This is a genomic window from Chryseobacterium sp. JUb7 (assembly GCF_024806495.1).
Lineage (GTDB): Bacteria > Bacteroidota > Bacteroidia > Flavobacteriales > Weeksellaceae > Chryseobacterium.
Map to the genome: position 1 here is coordinate 358,324 of NZ_JANUFF010000004.1, position 17,793 is coordinate 376,116.

The window sequence follows — 17,793 nt, forward strand, 5'->3', positions numbered from 1 at the left end:
TTATTTTATATTAGTTATTAAAAAATTTCTTAGAATCTTTTTTATCTGAATAATTAATAATATATGCTCCTTTTACTAATTCCTGGTTGATCTGAACTTCATTTGTTTTAGAATTCCCCTGTTGAATAAGTTTTCCGCTTAGGTCATATATTTGATAGTTTCCGAATATCTTATTCTTGGCTCCGGCCAGTCTAAGTTTATTCTCGCTCTTTATATATACAATCTTAGTATCCGAATGATCTTTAACCTCAGATGTTCCTAAATTATCCAGAATTTTCACTGCATAATCTTCCATCTGACCATATTGCAACTGAGAACATGCCGTAAAATCAGGAAGCGCAGCTGAACCAAATGTTGCAGCATCTACTGCTATTCTCATTCGTAAATAAGTATTTTTCACAGCCGATGCAGGCGGAGTAATGTTATTGGTAAGCGTTATGGTTGCTCCCGAAGCCATTGCCGTTGCTGATGTATTGTTAACAACCAGTTCAGACTCTTCAAATGCCCCGTTATTATTATAATCTATCCAAACCTTTGTTCTGAACTTATCAGACTGTGAAAAGCCGTTCATATAGGTTACTTTTAGCGGAGTACTTGTATTTGATGCAATATCCGTATAATAAGCAGGTCTTATACAAGTAGCTGTAGAATAATCTGCATAATAAACCGGAGAAGCCTCATCTGAGTCATATCCGTTTGTCATACTGCTGATCGATGCAAAATTAACTTTATAAGGACCTATGGCATAATTATTATTCGTAGGATGAACAATTCCTGCCGGATTACACTGCGCTGCAATAACAGAAACAGGAGAAGGAATAACTACAGAAGGATCTTTTCCTGCAGTGGAATTAAGTAGATTTTTTCTGTATTCCATCATTAACAATACAGCTCTGTCTCTTTGTCCATCAGTAAATTTACGTTCCACATTCGTGTAGTTCATGATATTATACTGAGTTCCGTCATAGTTTTGCCCCGTACAAGGATCTGTTGCAGAATTATTAGGAACCGACATTCCATACATACTTCTTGATGGCGAAGTATCACAAACTCTGTCACCGTCTGTTGCGCAATTATTATTAACAGGACAAGATGTCTGGCTCGTGTAAGAAACTCCTTGGAAGGTATGATAAAGACCGAACGCATGTCCCAACTCGTGCGTCAGCGTCGTATCATTTGAATTTTTTATAGTCGCTACCTTCATGAAACTTTCATAGCTGTAATCATAAGTATCCGGGAACATTGCATATCCCATAAGACCATACGAAAGCTGCTGCTGTCCGTCAAAACCAATCACTACATAGATATTAAAATAAGACGTTTCCGGCCAGTGTGGTGCCAGCTGACTTTTGATTTCGTAATCAGCTGCCCCGCTATTCCCCTGCATTTTCACTCCATAATTATCATAAGAAGGAAGTGTACTCCCGTTATATCTTACAATACCTGTTGTAGGAGTACAGTTTGGAGCCCTTTTTGCCAATACAAGCCTAAACGGCATTACAGCGCCACCCGTAGGCCCCGAACCTTCCGGATAAAAACCGTTACCATACGTAGTCGCATACATTTTGTTGGCTCTGTCGATCCAGTTGATGATTTCCTGATCTGTCAACGCCAAATTAGAATTTGCAGAAGCCTGAGACTCAATCACGTGCACGACAACAGGGATCTCGTAAATTTGTCCTGTATAAAGACCGTTCCATGATGTTGTAGCTCCTACTTTGTTTAGAGAAGACTGTTTGTTGATATTAGCAAGGTTCAAATCAACCTCTTCTCTTTTTTTCTTAAAATCTGGATATCGGTTATCCATTTTCTTCATAACGACATCAAATCCACATTCTTTTTGTTGATTTTGGGAAAATGCATTAATAAAAAACATTAACGTAATAAAAATAATAATTTTCTTCATCTTTTATATTTTTGTTGTTTTATTGTCAGCAAAACTATATTTTTTTTATCAAAATGCAAATTAAAATTTAAAAAAAGAGCCTTAGAAATCACCAAATTTTGACATAAATATATAAATCACTCTATTTCAGTATAATAAAAACAAATTCAATCTTACTTGGTAAAACATAATACTATCTTTAACATTGGTATGATTTTTAGTATTACATTTGTATAAATTTTCTATCATGAAAAACAACCAACAAACTATAAATCAAGTGAATCATCCCATCAATTGGTTCCAAAAATTTCTGCTGATATGCTCTGGCGGAAATGTACATATACTAAGAAAAACGCCAAGTGAATGGAATAAATTTTCGGGCATTGGAGGCATTGTTCTTTTTACGGCGATATTTGCTACACTTTCTGCAGGCTATGCGATGTACACTGTATTTGACAATATCTGGACATCCATCGGTTTTGGAATTTTATGGGGATTAATGATTTTTAATCTGGACCGCTATATCGTTTCCTCTATCAAAAAGACTGGAACCTGGTGGAATCAGATCTTAATGGCAATTCCACGTCTGATTCTGGCCACCTTTTTAGGAATCATTATTTCTAAACCTTTGGAACTTAAAATATTTGAAAAAGAGGTGAACAAACAGTTAAATACCATCATCCAAAGAAACAAAAAACAGCTTCAGGGTGAGATGAGCGGACGAATTCTTCAGCAAAGCGGACCTTTTGAAACCGAAAAAAAGCAGATTTCAGAGAAAATTCTACAATATCAGAAATCTTATGATTCTGCAGCCGTAGAACTTGAAAAAGAAATATTAGGAAAACAATCCGGACTTACCAGTGGGAAGGAAGGCTTTGGACCTAATGCAAAACGTAAGCAGGAGCTCAAAGAACAGCGCAGACAGGATCTTGAAAACTATCAAAAACAGGTTGCTCCAAGAATTGAATATTTAGATAAAGAAATATCGAAAGTCTATACCAATCTGGAAACAGAAAGAAAATCCACAGAAACTTTTGAAGATAAGTTCAATGGATTTGCAGCAAGATTGCAGGCTCTGGATGAGCTCGGTAAAAATTCTGCAATCATCGGACTTGCTGCTACTTTCATTATGGGACTTTTTATCTGTCTGGAAATTTCTCCGGTTCTGGTAAAACTGATCTCACCCGTTGGACCCTATGATTATCTTCTGGAAAAAACTGAAAATGATTTCCGTCTTTATGCTAAAGAAAAAATTGAAAAAGGAAATTTTCTCACCGATTTCAGGATTGAGGATTTTAAAGAAAATTTGAGAAAATAAATACTCTTTGATAGTAGTTACAAAGCTTTCGGAATTCCGAAAGCTTTTTTATTACAACCTTTTACAAAATAATTGCATCTCTATATTTAATACGACACTTTTTGTCGCTTAACAATAATACTTTTGTCATTCAATAGTATGGGGAAGGAACTGCAAGAGACTGGTATGTATGATTATGAGACAAGGTTTTACATGCCGGATATTGGAAGATGGGGTGTTGTTGATGAACTTGCGGAGAAATTTAGTCGTCATAGTCCATATAATTATGTTGTCAATGACCCTATTAATGGTTTTGATCCCGATGGAAGAGATGTAATATTTCTTGCGGATTCTAAGGCTGTTCCTGCAGCAGGGCATGGGGCTGTAATTGTTGGAAACTCACGAGATGGTTGGTACTATTATTCAATGAATGGACAGGAGAAGGGAGTAGTTCATATGGTGACGCAAAAAATGCGGATGTTGGTACTTTTTTAGGAAAAGGATTAAGCCCAAAACAGGCAGTGTTAAAAGCACGTGTTATAAATCCAAAAGAGCAACATCATTATGATAAGTATGTTACCATTAAAACCACTAAGGAAGAAGATGAAAAAATAAAAAGTAAAACAGCAGAAGCTGCCAAAGCAGAAAAATATTGTGTTATTGGGCAGTCATGTGCAAACGTGATGTTAAATGCATTCAATAAAATTATAGAGATCAGGACAGATAATGCGTGGTATCTACCAAAACAAGTAAACCCCGCTCCCAATGCAATTATAGATAACTTTGAACGTGGAATGAATTATTATAATCGTTTTTTATCTCTTCTGAAAATAAAATAGAACCTCGTAAACAACCAATAATAACTGTTGGACCTTTAGTGCCTATCGATGAAAATGGAAAAGAAATAAAAAAATGAAAAAAATAGCAATTGTTTTTACGGGGCTATGCTTGATTGGTATCCTATTATATTATTTATTCGGCTTATTATCTTCTGCTGTTGGATGGTATGGTTACCAAAAATGGAAATATAGAGTCGGAACCGATATAATTAATGAATCAAAAGATAGAAAAATTTTTGTGAAAGCATTAAATTATAAAATTGTTGATTCAAGTAATTTAAAAGGATTTCATTTTAGACCATATATTGAAAAAGGATTTAGATATGGCTATCATTCTATGGAAGAAACAAGAATTGATACTTATACTAAATATCCATACAATTTGAGTTATGAAAGAAATAAAAAAGATTTTATTGTATTAAATATTTTTCCAGAGGATAGAGTGAAATTAGATAGTTCAGATGTAAATTGGGGGTATTTAAAGCAACCATATTTACAAGATACCATTAGAATAAAGATTGAAGGGGTTACAAATCAGAAAGGTATAATAAAAATATGGTAAAATCATTCTGCGACGTATAAGAACTACAAGTATAACGGCAAGGAGTTGCAGGAGACGGGAATGTATATGCCGGATATTGGTAGATGGGCGTTGTAGATCCCAAAAATGAATTATTAGAAAGTTCTTCACCATATGTTTATGCTTTAAATAGTCCGATATTATATCTCGATAAAGATGGGGAATTACCAATTTTAATCAATGGCAGAGTCGAATCAGATTCTGAAAGAGGAAATGCAAGCTATTGGTCGCAGGAAATTATAAATACAATTAAAGGAGCTGGTATTGCAAATCCTGGTGGGCAGTTTCATTTTGTAGATGGAGATAGATATACAGGACAAAACTTATTTGGCGATTGGAGTATGTGAAACGGAAGCAATATAGGAGGAAATACACCTGAAAACAGAATTGCGGCAGGCAGAATCGCTATGAATAATGCTGAATTCCAAAATATTTTATCTAAACTTGCAAGAGATCCTAAAACTGGAAAAATAATAGAAAAAATACAAATATATACTCATAGTAGAGGAGCTGCTTTTGGACAAGGTTATTCAGAGCGTTTAGTTCGCATGATTAAAGAAAATGCTGATCTTTTTGCTGATCCAGATAATGTTGTTGAATTTTCTTACAATATGGCTCCTCACCAATCCGGAAGATTAAAAGCTATTGATGGAATTCCCACCTATACAGAAGATGATCTTTCGGGAAATAGAATGAAAGGTGTTAAAGCTGCTTTTACTTCTGATCAAGGAAAAGGTATAAAAAATGCACATACAATTAAGCCTTTCGGTAAGGATTTGTCAACATTTACAGCATCCTTTAATAAAGGGAAAACTATTCAAAATATCATTAATGATTTTGTAAAAACAATGAAAGCTAAATATAATATAACCGTAACAGTTGTACAATGAAAGCAGTAATAATATTTATATTGAATGCAATGAGTGTTTGGCTAGTTTATTTTTTGTACTCTGTTAATATTTTTTTAATAAACGGATCTGGAGCCAGTTACAATAAAAATATTGAGTATTGGAAAATTGGATTTGGATTAGTGGGGATTTTGCATATTTTGTTAATATGGAAATACTTTAATAGCAAATTGAAATATTTTTCAGTCCCTATCTTAATAATTTTATACTTTTATTTTGGAGTTTACAAGTTGTAAATAGTGTGTCTCTTCGACAATTTTCAAAAGTTAATTTCCTTGCTGCGCAAAGTCTCCCGACTTTGCGCAGATAAAATAAATAAAACCCCATCGCAATTGCGATGAGCTTTGTTTTTTTATAGTACTACAATATTTTTGATGAATATGAGGAAAGGGAAATTGAGTAGTTTTATGCTAAAATGGGGAATTTCAGAGGTAGATTTATGAATTAGCAAAGGACCTCAGGCTAAACATAAATAGTCCCACTACAATGAGTATATTGGAAAATGCAGATAAAACAGTACAAGAGTTTATATCAACACATAGACAAGGAAGTATAAAGTCAGTTTTTCCAGCAGAGCATTTAAATAGCACCGTTAAAGAGGCATTGCAAAGCGGTAATACAACTGTACGTAAACTATTAACAGATAGTAGATTTTTAAAATAATGATAAATAACAAAAGTTCAGAAATAAATCGTTTGATAAATTCTATAGAAGTTGAAAATATAATAGGACTTGAGATTGTAGATTTCTGGGATTCCGATATTACAGCGATAGGATTCCGATTTGGTGAAAAGTTACTTTATATCTCTTCATATAACTATTTTGATACCGAAAATTACAATGTAATTATTGAAAATTTTGACACAGGCGAAATAATAGAACCTGAAAAAGAGGTAGATTTTTATGGCATTTTAGCTAAGATTAAAGAACTTTCAAAATAAGTATATTCGGGATGAGCTTCCGGAATCTACGGGTACGGGTAAGGACCGGGTATGACGTGATCGCAATATCTTATAACTATAAGTCCAACAGTTAGGAATTGTAGGAAACAGGGATATATGATTATGGTGCGAGGTTTTATATGCCGGACTTGGGAAGATGGGGTGTGGTAGACCCAAGAAGTCAATACACTCAAGAAGCATATAGTTAAGTTTGGAATAATCCTATTTTAAATACAGATCCTACAGGTATGCAGGGAATGGTTTTTGGCTTTGACGGTGGACCAGGAGATTCTCCTGATAATCATGTAAAAATAGAAACTATTACGCTTACTGTTTATAAACCCATTAAAACTGAATCTCGTGGTTTTGATTTTTCAGGAACTGGTATCATAAGCGGTATTGCTATGGCAGGAAGTCGCTATCCAAATCCATACACTCTTGCAGTAGCAGGAATAGCAGCTATAATTCTGTGGAATACTCTTCAAATTTATCATGCAACAGAAGCATATAGAAAAGAAGAAATTCCTCTTGATTTATCACCTCAAGCTCTTCCAGTTCATTTTGCCCAAGGACAAGATAAGGAAGAGGAGGAGACGGATGTAAATGATGCCCCAGTTCCTAAAGATGGAAAAAGAAAAAAGAATAGAATACCTGATAAAGGAAAACCTAATACAGTAGAAACAAATAAACCTGGAACCACTTCTAAAAAATATGGTCCAGATGGAAATGTTCAAAAGGAATATAATAAAGGACACGGACCTACTTATCCTGAAAATGCGCAAGATGATCATATTCATGATTATATATACCTAATCCACGAAATCCATCAGGGCTAGGAGATAGACAAACAGGTAGACCACCTAAAAAATGGGAATTGTTAAGAGACTTTGGGATAAAAAAATAATATTTATGGATATAACACAAACAGCAACAGAAACATTTATTAATAATAATTCATTAATAAGTACAATTATAGAAGAAATAAAACTTAGTAAGGATGAATTTGGAGAATTGCAAATACAAATCACAATAAGTAAATTTTCTAAGAAAAGTAATTTTTCCAAAATAAATTTACTATTTAATGATATTGTAGAATTTAATTTTTATTACAATTCCGACTATAATTTTTATAATATTGAAGATTATAAATTATTATATTTTAATAATCAAATTTATTTAAGTTTGGATCCTGATCAGAGTATAAAGGATAAATCAGAACATGATTCTGATTTTATACTGGCTAAAAGTTTAAAATTATTATAATCACCCACCAGTACGAGCATATTTCTTGTATTCGGTATATAAAAATAAACTCACCGCAATTGCGGTGGGTTTATTTTTATAACATTGCAATATTTTTAAATTTGAAAGCTTGTATAAAACCGTCCAGAAGCAGAAGGAACTCATCACACACAGCTTGGTACAAAAGAGGGAGGAAAAGGAAAATACCAAAAAGGGAGAGAATGGAATGGAATGGAATGGAATGGCAACAGCTCCTGCTATGCTGCCTATACCATTATTGTCCGCTGGTACAAAAACAAGTATTCATCTTCATCCTGCAGGGATCTTTGAGCAAGGTAATTTGATTTTTCCTTTAATGCCTTAACTCCGACAGTTGGAGTCGATGATAGAGTTTTTTCACAATATTCAACCAATATTATAGTTGGAAGAATTGAAGTTGCAAATGGTTTAAATGTAACAAAAAATTCAGATGGTAGCTTTAATGATACTAGAGAAATTGGAGCTGCTGTATATAATGGTAATAGCACATTGAGAACGAAATTAAATGTACCAGTAATTAGAAATATTTTAAATAGAAATTCAAAATAGATTATGAAAAAGACAATAATAATATTCTTCACATTCATCGCATTTTTATACAATGCTCAAATAAGAAAAAGTAATTTGCTTATTATGATTGATGAAAAACCTTGTTTAATAGTAAATAATTTACAACTGGAATCTCAGACTATGAAATCAATTAATGCAAACTATGTTGTTGGAACAATTGATATTTCAGAAAATGATTATACTCGGTTACTTACAGATCAATCTATGTCATTTAATCTAAATTTTGAATCAATTTTAGCAAATCACTCTTTATCATCGAAGTATGAAGTTACGATTCCTAAAATTTATTTAAACCAGAAATATATTATAATTAATATTTTTAATATGAATATTAAGAACTATAGAAAAAAATATTCAGAACTAATTAAAAATAACAAAGAATATTATGTAGTTATAGAAACTCCAAATTCTATGAAATTTGATTAAAAACTTGTTTTTATTTTTCTAAGAACAAAATAGAGAAAGCTAAATGTAAACTTATCTAAGTTATATTTAAAGTTTTAAATCTACCTCCAATAGGGCCTTGAAGCGATCTAACCAAGCATTGGCTTTTTCTATTTTTAATCTTCTTTTATATAGCTTTTCATCGAAATAATGGTCAGCTTTCTTATTTTCATTTCGAAAATTTGATTATTCATGTATAATCCTGATTATACTTCTGGTCCCAAAATATCAACTTATAATACAAAACAAGTTACATCTATTAAAAATGGATACTACATAAAATAAATAAAATGGAAAAAATAATAATTTTAATATCATTTTTGATATTTTCTCATTATTCGGCGCAAAATAAAGTAGAAAAATTGGGAAAAATAACGAAAGAAGCAATGAAGCTTTATGTGAAAGATACTTTAAAAAGACCTTTTAAATATGGGGATTATATAGCCATAAGCATATTTTCAGATTCGACTTTTAATAAAATTGGTTTATATATAGAAACATTAGACAAAGACTTTAAACTTTATAGAAATACCATTAATTATAAATGGTTTACATTTCAAAACAAGAACATTATTGTTTTTTGTGGCTTTGATTCAGCAAATAAATGTCAAGAATATTTTGAATCATTAAATTTTAAAGTTGATGAAGAAAACAATACTGAAATATCAGATAAGGAAACCTATTCTGGTAGATTGGACGAAAATACTAATCTTTGGATTATTGGTATAAATAAAGACTATAAAATTACTGATATTAATGGTAAAATGATTGAAGCTGAAATTGCTAATTCTCGAGAATTTAAAAAGTTTTTAAGCAAGTTTTCGTTATTAAAGATGTTTCAATTTTACGAAGGTGGAGAATTAATTGATATTAAAAAATAATATAGATTTAAATGTTTTTCTAATCTCGCGGATTTATAATCCGTGAGCAGATAAAAAATAAGAGGCTGTCTCACTTTTGAGACAGCCTCTTCTGCTATATAGCAATCTAAAAATTACTTAATAATTAATTTAGAAGTTTTGATTTCATTTCCATTAGAAATTTGAACCATATAAACTCCTTTTTCTAAAGTTTGGTTGATTCTGTAGATTCCTGTGTTTTCTTGTGTCAATGAAGGATTGGCAACTAATCTTCCAGACATATCAGAAATAGAAACTTTAAGATTTTTAGCATTTTTAGCTTTAATAAATACCTTATCCCCACTTGCTACCGGATTTGGATAAAGTACTAAGTCATTATTATCAGCTTTTAAATCATTTGTACTAAGATTATTTACGAATGTTACTGAATAATCTTCAATTTGTCCAAAACCTAATTGCCCGCACGGAGAAAAAGAACTTGGGCTATTTCTATCAGCTAATACTCTCATACGAAGAGGAGTATTCATTACAGCTGTTGAAGATGGCGTAAATGTAGCCGTAAAAGTTCCGTAGCCATCAGGATTAGCAGCAACATTATTACCAGAAGCAACCAATTCAGAAGCTTCGAATGTTCCATTGTTATTGTAATCAATCCAAACTCTTAATGATTGATCAGCAGTAGCTGCCTTTAAGAATCCAACCTCTACTGTTTGTTGCTGATTGATATTCAACAAAGTATGAGCGTTTGCCAGACAAGATTTAGTAGTATAATCTACATAAAAAGCTGGTGCTCCCGGCCACGTTGATGCAGAAGCATTATTGATATCTCCCAATTTCACATATGTAGGTCCTGAAAGATAAGCAGAGCCTGTACTTGGATTAGCAATACCTGTAGGGTTACAAGTTGCTGCAATAGGAGTTGTATTTACGGATGTTGATGGAAGTACTGTAGCTCCTTTAGAAGTTGTTAAACTACTTCTGATCAACATAAATAAATCTTCAATTCTATCTCCTTGTCCTGCTGTAAATTTCTGAGCAACAGAGTTAGAATAATTCATCATATTATACTGTACCCCTTGATAATTTGCTCCTGTACAAGGATTTATCTGAGAGTTTGTAGGCACTGGCCAAAGTTGATATCCACTCCCTGCTCTTTCTGTATCACATACCTCATCATCATCATTAGCACAAACACCCGTCGTTGGAGGACAATAGTCTGCTGCCCCCGGCAATGCTGCATAATTTCCACCATCAAAAGTGTGATATAATCCCATTGCATGTCCGAACTCATGAGCAAAAGTAGTATCATAAGGATTGGTAACTACTCCTGACTTCATAAAAGATTCATAGTTTGAATCTAAGTTATTAGGAAATGCAGCAAATCCCATCAGACCTGCATTTGGAGTTGCATCACCATCAAACATACTGATTACATAAATATTAAAATAAGAAGCTTCCGGCCAATGTGGAGCAATTCCCTTAATAGCTGTTCTTGATGCTCCGTTTGCAGACTGATAAGCCATACCAGATTGATTATATCCTGCCAATGTTCCGCCATCATACCTTACAATACCTGTAGTCGCATTACAGTTAGGATCTCTTTTTGCTAAAACCAATCTTATAGGAAATACAGCCGAAGTTCCGAAATCTGCAGGAGTACCTGCTGCCGGCCACGCATATGTTCCTGCATACATTTGGTTTGCATTATCTAACCAAGCCTGAATTTGAGCATCAGTTTTATTATAAGTAGTACCTATTGCTGCTCCCGATGGGTGAACTAAGTGTACAACTACTGGAATCTCATAAACACCATTTACAGTTTTTCCGAAAGCAGAAGAAGGACTATTCTTCTTTTGAGCATGAATATTCTTGATAATTTTGTCAAAAGTATCTCTCAAGCCAGGATTCGTTTTATCCTGTACGTCTAAAGTTTGGTCAAAACCACAGTTTCTTAGCTGTTGCTGAGCAGATAGCGAAAGCGAAAATAATACCGCTCCATAAAGGAAAGTTTTCTTCATTTTTTTAATTTTTAAAAAAGTCTTCAAATTTAGGTTCATTTTTAATACTATTAAATTTCATTAAACTGGGCTAATAAGATTAAAAATTTTAGAATATGTCCTTCCAACACCCTATTTGTTACATTAGTTTTAAATTTATTTTAATATTAAATTAAGTAAACGATTACATCTAATTAATTTCTTATTATTAATTTTAATATGAAAATTATTAATTAACACAATCTCAAATCATATGATATTACAAAAAGGAAGTCCGGCACCGGAATTCGACCTTCATTCGACTCCTGATCAAAAGTTAAAACGTTCTGATTTTCTCGGAAAAAATTTAATCCTTGTTTTTTATCCTGCAGACTGGAGTCCTGTTTGTGGGGATCAGGTGACTTTATACAACGAAATGCTCAGTATCTTTCATAAATATAATGCCGATATATTAGGAATTTCTGTTGACAGTGCCTGGTGTCATGATGCTTTTATGGCAGACCGGAAATTGCATTATCCTCTTCTTGCAGATTTTAACCCTAAAGGAGAAATTTCTGAAAAATACGGAGTTTATAATGACGAAAACGGAACTTCAAAAAGAGCCTTATTCGTTATCGATAAAGACGGAATTATCCAGTGGAGCTATCTTTCACCGGACGGAATCAATCCCGGCGCTGATGGGATCATCGATGCACTGGAAAATTTAAATCAATCTGAATAATTATGTCTACTTTAAGAGTTCCTATAGGTCCCAACGACCATGTGAAGGGCAATCCCGATACTGCAAGAATTATTTTGGTGGAATATGGAGATTATCAATGTCCTTATTGCGGGCATGCTTTTCCACTAATCAAAAAATTTACTGAAGAATATGGTGATGATGTCGCTTTTATTTTCAGAAATTTCCCTTTAACTGATGCTCACGAATTTGCAATGGCCGCTGCAACAGTTGCAGAAGGGGCCGGACAACAGGGAAAGTTTTGGGAAATGCATGACCTTATTTATAATAATCAGGATTTATTGAGTGAAGATATGCTGAAAGAATGTGTTGCTGCCTTGCACTTGAATTATAATAAAATTGAAAATGACATCAATACTTCTGATTTACAGGAGAAAATTGAAGCAGACTTTGAAGGAGGAGTACGAAGTGGTGTGAATGGCACACCTTCTTTTTTTGTGAATAATCAAAAGTGGGAAGATTATGACGGAACATACGACTCCTTCGTTGACCTAATTTCTTAGTTGAAGGATTACTACGTAGGTTTGGGCTAAAGGCTCTCCATAAAAAATAAGGCTATCTCAATGTTGAGATAGCCTTATTCACTATATTTAATTTATTATTTACAAAGAATAATTCGGAGCTTCCTGCGTGATGATAACATCATGAGGGTGAGATTCTTTCAATCCGCTTCCTGTAATCATTACCATTTTGGTTTCGGTTTGTAAAGCTTCAATATCTTTAGCGCCACAATACCCCATTCCTGCTCTAAGACCTCCCGTCAACTGGAAGATAACCTCTTCCAAAGATCCTTTACTCGGAACTCTTCCTTCAATTCCTTCCGGAACGAATTTTTTAGCCTCACTTTGGAAATATCTTTCTTTTCCACCTCTCTTCATAGCTGAAAGGCTTCCCATACCTTGATATGTTTTGAATTTTCTACCCTGGAAGATAATTTCCTCACCCGGAGCTTCATCAGTTCCTGCTAAAAGCGAACCCAGCATTACTGCTCCGGCTCCACTTGCGATTGCCTTTACAATATCTCCCGAAAGTTTGATCCCTCCGTCAGCAATTACGGCAACATTTTTAGATTTAGCATATTCGTAAACGTTATAAATAGCAGATAACTGAGGAACACCAACTCCCGCAACAACTCTCGTTGTACAGATGGAACCAGGCCCAACACCTACTTTAAGAACATTAGCACCTGCCTTTATCAAATCTTCAGCTGCTTCAGCCGTTACGATATTTCCACCAACGATATCCAAATCCGGATAAGCTTGTCTGATTTCCCTGATTTTATTTAAAACCCCGATAGAATGACCGTGAGCAGAATCAATACCGATAATATCAACTCCAGCATTTACCAAAGCTTCAATTCTATCCAAAGTATCTTCTCCAACACCTACACCTGCACCTACGATAAGGCGCCCTTTCTGGTCTTTGTTTGAGTTTGGATATTCTAACTGATTGTCGATATCTTTAATCGTGATCAATCCAACTAATTTATTTTCTGAATCTACGATAGGAAGTTTTTCCACACGGCTTTTCAAAAGAATTTCTTTAGCCTTTTCAAGGTTTGTATTTTTATCAGAAGTGATCAGATTTTCTTTCGTCATGATCTCTTCCACCTTCATATCAAGATTTTCCTGATACTTTACATCTCTGTTGGTAATAATTCCGATTAAAACATTATCAGCATCTACTACAGGAAGACCGGAAATTTTATATTTGGCCATTGTTTCCTTAGCCTCAGCCAGTGTATGATCTTTAGAAAGAGTAACAGGGTCAGAGATCATTCCGTTCTCAGAACGTTTTACTCTGTTTACTTGTGCAGCCTGTTCCGCAATCGTCATATTTTTATGAATGAAACCCAAACCACCCACTCTTGCCAGAGCAATTGCCAATTCAGCCTCTGTAACGGTATCCATTGCCGCAGAAACGATCGGAACATTAAGCGTAATTTTGTCGGTAAGTCTTGATTTTAATGAAACCTGGTTAGGTAAAACTTCAGAATAAGAAGGGACTAGAAGCACGTCATCGAAAGTGATGGCTGTCTCTACAATTTTGTTATGAATAGACATCTTTACTTTCTTGCAAAATTAAGACATTTTGACGACATACGAAAATCGATTTTGATAGTTTAAATAAAACTTAACAATCAATAACTTAAATCAAAAAACCGTTCCTTTTCGGAACGGTTTGGTTGTACAAAATAATAAGTTATATGAATATGAAGCTACTTGTCAGTAGCAGAATTGATCATTTTTGAAATGTCATCAGCTGTAAAACTTCCTTTTATATCTACAAAAACAAGCTCTTTATCTGAGTTTACAGTGATCAGCATATTTTTGATGGCATCGCCTTTTTGTTTTACCCGGACATTCACGTTATCGCCATCATGTTTTATCGTTGCCCAGTCTTCATAATTATTATCATTTAAATAACTTGCAAATTCTTTCAGCATAGTCCGATCTCCATTTTCTACCGTCAGAACTTTAATTTTTGAAACTTTTTTAACAATATTAATGACCTCTTCACTTTCACCATCTTCTTTCAACGCTTTTTTAATGTAAGGTTTCGCTAAAAACACCGGCACATTAATACTTACAAACTTCGCGCCTTTAAAATCTCTTCCGGAATCTGAAAAGTAGGCCATATTGGGTTTCTCTGAAACAATACAGGACTGTAGAAGGACCACGGCACAAACGGTCAGAAAAATGTTTTTTAAAGTTTTCATGGTGATTGTTTTAATTGATTGGCTTTAAAGTGCCTCCAGATGTCTTACTGATATTAGCATCGATCTTAGGATTTCCTTTGTATTTTATAGTTCCTCCGGAAGATGCTGTTGCTTTCAACATCTCGCTTGCATGTGCTGAAGTAACTGCTCCTGAAGTAGATTCGGCTTTTAAATTCGTAAACTTAAGACCTTCGGCATTACAGACAGCACCACTGCTTACATCAATAGATCCCATATTGGCTTTTCCGGTAAGATTGGCTGCGGCACCACTTGATCCTTTAATGATAATATCTTTCGAATTGATTTCCGAGTTGATAACTGCTCCTGAACTTAAAGCTACTTCAGCATTATCTGCATTCAAACTTCCATTCACCACAGATCCCGATGAGAGGTCGACCTTGATATTCTTTTCACGTATATCGCTGATACAATTGAAAATAGCACCTGATGAAGTTTTGATGTTATCCATTCTTGGGGAAGAAACATTTACACTGATATTTTTAAACTTCAGTTTTTTCTGTCCTTTATTATCAATATAAACGTTCAGAACTCCATTTTCAACTTTTGTAACGATATATTGAAGCTTGTCTGCATCGGCAATAACCTTCACACTAGTCGGGCTTTCCTGATTGAAATTAACAATTACACCAGTGCTTACCTGAATTCCTGAAAATTCTCCTACATTTCTGGATTCACCGCTTAAATAAGAAGTATTGTCTCCTGAAGTCAGGTTATTTTTAGTATTCGTTGCAGAATTAATCTTGGTCTCACTGGAGCTGATGATCTTATTCACATCATCCATTGATAATCTCCCGTCCAGTTTAACAAGGATATTCTCTTCTCCTCCACTGTCAATACTTAATAAGAGGTCATCTAAAATTCCATCTTTACTGGCTTCCGCTGAAAGAAATTTTATTTTGGCTCCATTACTATTCATGGTCATGATCTCGTTGTAATTCAACGTTTTCAGATAAGAAGAAATATCTTTATTGATTTGAGCCAATTTCTGGCCTTTTGCTGATTTTCCGTCCGCCGATTTTTCAGCGATTAAGACTTTCAAACCATTAATTTTTGCCAATAAAGGTTTGATCTGATCCAATTCAGCATCCCCAAGATCCAGATTGTTCAGCATTCCGAACATGGGTTTTGCGATTTTGATAGAGGTCACCCCTTCCACTTCCTGGTATTTTTCAAAAAGCTGGTCGAGTTTATCTTGCCCGTATGCATTAAAGAAATGAGAGAAAGCAAGGGCGAATATTATGATTATTTTTTTCATGAGTCAATTTTTATTTTCTTTGATTATTAGTGCCTGATCAGGTGCATAATCTTTCTTGAAGGGTTAATTAATAATCGTCATCAACGACTTTTGGCTGTACTATTTTTTCACTGACGTTATTTGCAAATATCTGGAATGAATACTTAGTCACATTAATTGCTTCTTCTACATTTTCAATTCTTTTACCGTTTACAATTACATAAGAATCTTTGTAACCTGTAGAATCTTTTGAAGCTTTTTTATAATTTTTAAAAGTGGAATTATCAGCATACTTCGGCTTTTTTTCCTTTTTCAGTCTTCCTCTTTTAGGTAAAATATCATCTAAAACATCTTTTTCTGCCATTGTATTTTCCTGAAAGATTGAATCTTTTTTAGGATCAGAAATAGAATCATTGATATGATTTATGGCGACCTGAGTCTGATGCTCATTATTTTCCTCAATGAAGTCTTTTTTCTGCTGCTTAATCTGATTTTCGACAAGCTGAGCCTGATCTTTAATACCCGAATTCTGATTAATCATAAAGCCAATCCCGAAAACCAGTACAACACAAGCTGCCATCCAAAACCATTTCGGAAAAGAAGGTTTCGCTTTTGTAGCCAAAGGAATGATCGGACTTTCTCCAGCATCTGGCTCTCCGTCTTCAGCTTTTTTAAGGAAGTCTTCAAAATCCCAGTTCATTTTCTCTTCCTTTATATTCTGGAAGATTTCATCATATTTATCTTGAAATTTGTCTTTGTTCATAATCCATCAATTGTGAGATTTGTTCTTTTACTTTTTGTCTTGCCCTCATAAGATTTACTCTTACTGCATTTTCTTCCATTTCCAGCATTTCAGAAATTTCAGAAACTTCATACTCTTCTACATCTTTCAAATGGATGACCATTTTTTGTTTCTCAGGAAGCTGGTTGATAAAACCGATAATCTGTTCTTTCAAATTATTTACCTCCATGCTGTAGAGCTCAGACCGGTGAAGCTGCAAGTCTGCGAATCCTAATTTTACATCGTGATGCTTCAGCCTGTTGAGACATTCGTTCCGGACGGCTTTCAAAGCATAGGATTTTAAATTCCCGAACGGCTCCAGTTCTTCTTTTTTCTGCCAAAATTTGATCATTAAATCCTGTACTACATCTTCGGCTTCATCACTGCTCATGACAAACCTTTTCGCAAAGCGATACATCTCGTTTTTGAGAATAAATACCGTATTCTTAAAGGTCTCTTGGGTCATAAGTTTTGTTTCTATAAGTAAGACAACCAGATTTTACATTTCATTACATCAAAAACAAAAAAAACTTCAAAAAATTTTTAATTTCTATTTTACATAAAAATTGTTTGATTTTTTTCTGCATATCAAACTCTTTATTCTTCCATACACTGATATCAAAAATACATAATTATTCTTTTTAGAAAAATACTACGGAAATCAGTAATTTTTCACTGTATTCTGCCAAGTTATTTT

The 17,793-nt window shown here is 33.9% G+C and carries 22 protein-coding genes; 15 read left to right on the forward strand and 7 right to left on the reverse strand.

From position 1 onward, the window contains the following. Nucleotides 1-10: 10 nt before the first annotated feature. A complete protein-coding gene (locus M2373_RS10580; RefSeq protein ID WP_259110467.1) occupies nucleotides 11-1,906 on the reverse strand; it encodes a zinc-dependent metalloprotease in 1,896 nt (631 codons plus the stop codon). A gap of 226 nt (nucleotides 1,907-2,132) precedes the next feature. On the opposite strand from M2373_RS10580, the gene M2373_RS10585 reads away from it, so the two are divergent. The 13 genes from M2373_RS10585 to M2373_RS10645 all read left to right on the forward strand — a co-directional run bounded on the left by M2373_RS10585 (nucleotide 2,133) and on the right by M2373_RS10645 (nucleotide 9,626). Continuing rightward, nucleotides 2,133-3,203: a DUF4407 domain-containing protein gene (locus tag M2373_RS10585; protein ID WP_259110468.1), complete on the forward strand. Its 1,071-nt coding sequence runs from the start codon at nucleotides 2,133-2,135 to the stop codon at nucleotides 3,201-3,203. A 138-nt stretch (nucleotides 3,204-3,341) separates the two neighbouring features. After that, nucleotides 3,342-3,677, forward strand: coding sequence for an RHS repeat-associated core domain-containing protein (locus M2373_RS10590; protein ID WP_259110469.1), 336 nt, complete (start codon nucleotides 3,342-3,344; stop codon nucleotides 3,675-3,677). After that, nucleotides 3,593-4,021: a hypothetical protein gene (locus M2373_RS10595; protein WP_259110470.1), complete on the forward strand. Its 429-nt coding sequence runs from the start codon at nucleotides 3,593-3,595 to the stop codon at nucleotides 4,019-4,021. The genes M2373_RS10590 and M2373_RS10595 overlap by 85 nt, the downstream gene beginning before the upstream one ends. A 73-nt stretch (nucleotides 4,022-4,094) precedes the next feature. Beyond that, nucleotides 4,095-4,583, forward strand: coding sequence for a hypothetical protein (locus M2373_RS10600; protein WP_259110471.1), 489 nt, complete (start codon nucleotides 4,095-4,097; stop codon nucleotides 4,581-4,583). 83 nt (nucleotides 4,584-4,666) lie between these two features. Beyond that, on the forward strand, nucleotides 4,667-4,948 hold the full coding sequence (locus tag M2373_RS10605; RefSeq protein ID WP_259110472.1) for a hypothetical protein: 282 nt from the start codon (nucleotides 4,667-4,669) through the stop codon (nucleotides 4,946-4,948). A 60-nt stretch (nucleotides 4,949-5,008) separates the two neighbouring features. Beyond that, entirely contained in the window at nucleotides 5,009-5,491 is a 483-nt protein-coding gene (locus tag M2373_RS10610; protein WP_259110473.1) for a hypothetical protein, read from the forward strand. A 504-nt stretch (nucleotides 5,492-5,995) separates the two neighbouring features. Then, entirely contained in the window at nucleotides 5,996-6,172 is a 177-nt protein-coding gene (locus tag M2373_RS10615) for a hypothetical protein (protein WP_259110474.1), read from the forward strand. Further along, nucleotides 6,172-6,450 (forward strand): hypothetical protein, encoded by a 279-nt coding sequence (locus M2373_RS10620; protein ID WP_259110475.1) that lies wholly within the window; start codon nucleotides 6,172-6,174, stop codon nucleotides 6,448-6,450. Before M2373_RS10615 ends, M2373_RS10620 begins: the two co-directional genes overlap by 1 nt. 248 nt (nucleotides 6,451-6,698) lie before the next feature. Beyond that, nucleotides 6,699-7,286: a hypothetical protein gene (locus M2373_RS10625; protein WP_259110476.1), complete on the forward strand. Its 588-nt coding sequence runs from the start codon at nucleotides 6,699-6,701 to the stop codon at nucleotides 7,284-7,286. A gap of 31 nt (nucleotides 7,287-7,317) precedes the next feature. After that, complete coding sequence (locus M2373_RS10630) at nucleotides 7,318-7,713, forward strand: hypothetical protein (RefSeq protein ID WP_259110477.1); 396 nt, start codon at nucleotides 7,318-7,320, stop codon at nucleotides 7,711-7,713. A gap of 154 nt (nucleotides 7,714-7,867) precedes the next feature. Then, a complete protein-coding gene (locus M2373_RS10635; RefSeq protein WP_259110478.1) occupies nucleotides 7,868-8,056 on the forward strand; it encodes a hypothetical protein in 189 nt (62 codons plus the stop codon). A gap of 227 nt (nucleotides 8,057-8,283) precedes the next feature. Next, on the forward strand, nucleotides 8,284-8,727 hold the full coding sequence (locus M2373_RS10640) for a hypothetical protein (protein WP_259110479.1): 444 nt from the start codon (nucleotides 8,284-8,286) through the stop codon (nucleotides 8,725-8,727). 308 nt (nucleotides 8,728-9,035) lie between these two features. Further along, nucleotides 9,036-9,626 (forward strand): hypothetical protein, encoded by a 591-nt coding sequence (locus tag M2373_RS10645; RefSeq protein WP_259110480.1) that lies wholly within the window; start codon nucleotides 9,036-9,038, stop codon nucleotides 9,624-9,626. Nucleotides 9,627-9,739: 113 nt separating this feature from the next. Here the strand turns inward: M2373_RS10645 and M2373_RS10650 are convergent, their stop codons facing one another. Next, entirely contained in the window at nucleotides 9,740-11,623 is a 1,884-nt protein-coding gene (locus M2373_RS10650; RefSeq protein WP_259110481.1) for a zinc-dependent metalloprotease, read from the reverse strand. 232 nt (nucleotides 11,624-11,855) lie between these two features. Between M2373_RS10650 and M2373_RS10655 the strand changes: the two genes are divergently transcribed. Next, the gene (locus M2373_RS10655; protein WP_259110483.1) at nucleotides 11,856-12,323 is read left to right on the forward strand and encodes a redoxin domain-containing protein; all 468 of its coding nucleotides are present in this window, start codon (nucleotides 11,856-11,858) and stop codon (nucleotides 12,321-12,323) included. Nucleotides 12,324-12,325: 2 nt separating this feature from the next. Further along, nucleotides 12,326-12,844, forward strand: coding sequence for a DsbA family protein (locus M2373_RS10660; protein ID WP_259110484.1), 519 nt, complete (start codon nucleotides 12,326-12,328; stop codon nucleotides 12,842-12,844). Nucleotides 12,845-12,943: 99 nt separating this feature from the next. On the opposite strand, the gene guaB is transcribed toward M2373_RS10660, so the two are convergent. The 5 genes from guaB to M2373_RS10685 all read right to left on the reverse strand — a co-directional run bounded on the left by guaB (nucleotide 12,944) and on the right by M2373_RS10685 (nucleotide 17,562). Next, complete coding sequence (gene guaB, locus M2373_RS10665) at nucleotides 12,944-14,404, reverse strand: IMP dehydrogenase (protein ID WP_259110485.1); 1,461 nt, start codon at nucleotides 14,402-14,404, stop codon at nucleotides 12,944-12,946. Between the two features lie 155 nt (nucleotides 14,405-14,559). Then, nucleotides 14,560-15,060: a DUF4252 domain-containing protein gene (locus M2373_RS10670; RefSeq protein WP_259110486.1), complete on the reverse strand. Its 501-nt coding sequence runs from the start codon at nucleotides 15,058-15,060 to the stop codon at nucleotides 14,560-14,562. A gap of 10 nt (nucleotides 15,061-15,070) precedes the next feature. Then, a complete protein-coding gene (locus M2373_RS10675; RefSeq protein WP_259110487.1) occupies nucleotides 15,071-16,336 on the reverse strand; it encodes a DUF4252 domain-containing protein in 1,266 nt (421 codons plus the stop codon). Between the two features lie 67 nt (nucleotides 16,337-16,403). Continuing rightward, a complete protein-coding gene (locus M2373_RS10680) occupies nucleotides 16,404-17,078 on the reverse strand; it encodes a hypothetical protein (protein WP_259110488.1) in 675 nt (224 codons plus the stop codon). Then, complete coding sequence (locus M2373_RS10685) at nucleotides 17,053-17,562, reverse strand: RNA polymerase sigma factor (protein WP_259110489.1); 510 nt, start codon at nucleotides 17,560-17,562, stop codon at nucleotides 17,053-17,055. The genes M2373_RS10680 and M2373_RS10685 overlap by 26 nt, the downstream gene beginning before the upstream one ends. Between the last annotated feature and the right edge of the window lie 231 nt (nucleotides 17,563-17,793).

Excerpts from the sequence above, each read along its gene's own strand:
- M2373_RS10630 (WP_259110477.1), top strand. The coding sequence starts at position 7,318 with ATGGGAATTGTTAAGAGACTTTGGGATAAAAAAATAATATTTATGGAT.
- M2373_RS10650 (WP_259110481.1), bottom strand. The coding sequence starts at position 11,623 with ATGAAGAAAACTTTCCTTTATGGAGCGGTATTATTTTCGCTTTCGCTA.
- M2373_RS10590 (WP_259110469.1), top strand. The coding sequence starts at position 3,342 with ATGGGGAAGGAACTGCAAGAGACTGGTATGTATGATTATGAGACAAGG.
- M2373_RS10610 (WP_259110473.1), top strand. The coding sequence starts at position 5,009 with ATGAATAATGCTGAATTCCAAAATATTTTATCTAAACTTGCAAGAGAT.
- M2373_RS10580 (WP_259110467.1), bottom strand. The coding sequence starts at position 1,906 with ATGAAGAAAATTATTATTTTTATTACGTTAATGTTTTTTATTAATGCA.
- M2373_RS10640 (WP_259110479.1), top strand. The coding sequence starts at position 8,284 with ATGAAAAAGACAATAATAATATTCTTCACATTCATCGCATTTTTATAC.
- M2373_RS10670 (WP_259110486.1), bottom strand. The coding sequence starts at position 15,060 with ATGAAAACTTTAAAAAACATTTTTCTGACCGTTTGTGCCGTGGTCCTT.
- M2373_RS10625 (WP_259110476.1), top strand. The coding sequence starts at position 6,699 with ATGCAGGGAATGGTTTTTGGCTTTGACGGTGGACCAGGAGATTCTCCT.
- M2373_RS10600 (WP_259110471.1), top strand. The coding sequence starts at position 4,095 with ATGAAAAAAATAGCAATTGTTTTTACGGGGCTATGCTTGATTGGTATC.
- M2373_RS10680 (WP_259110488.1), bottom strand. The coding sequence starts at position 17,078 with ATGAACAAAGACAAATTTCAAGATAAATATGATGAAATCTTCCAGAAT.
- M2373_RS10645 (WP_259110480.1), top strand. The coding sequence starts at position 9,036 with ATGGAAAAAATAATAATTTTAATATCATTTTTGATATTTTCTCATTAT.
- M2373_RS10685 (WP_259110489.1), bottom strand. The coding sequence starts at position 17,562 with ATGACCCAAGAGACCTTTAAGAATACGGTATTTATTCTCAAAAACGAG.
- M2373_RS10620 (WP_259110475.1), top strand. The coding sequence starts at position 6,172 with ATGATAAATAACAAAAGTTCAGAAATAAATCGTTTGATAAATTCTATA.
- guaB (WP_259110485.1), bottom strand. The coding sequence starts at position 14,404 with ATGTCTATTCATAACAAAATTGTAGAGACAGCCATCACTTTCGATGAC.
- M2373_RS10655 (WP_259110483.1), top strand. The coding sequence starts at position 11,856 with ATGATATTACAAAAAGGAAGTCCGGCACCGGAATTCGACCTTCATTCG.
- M2373_RS10585 (WP_259110468.1), top strand. The coding sequence starts at position 2,133 with ATGAAAAACAACCAACAAACTATAAATCAAGTGAATCATCCCATCAAT.
- M2373_RS10615 (WP_259110474.1), top strand. The coding sequence starts at position 5,996 with ATGAGTATATTGGAAAATGCAGATAAAACAGTACAAGAGTTTATATCA.
- M2373_RS10605 (WP_259110472.1), top strand. The coding sequence starts at position 4,667 with ATGGGCGTTGTAGATCCCAAAAATGAATTATTAGAAAGTTCTTCACCA.
- M2373_RS10675 (WP_259110487.1), bottom strand. The coding sequence starts at position 16,336 with ATGAAAAAAATAATCATAATATTCGCCCTTGCTTTCTCTCATTTCTTT.
- M2373_RS10660 (WP_259110484.1), top strand. The coding sequence starts at position 12,326 with ATGTCTACTTTAAGAGTTCCTATAGGTCCCAACGACCATGTGAAGGGC.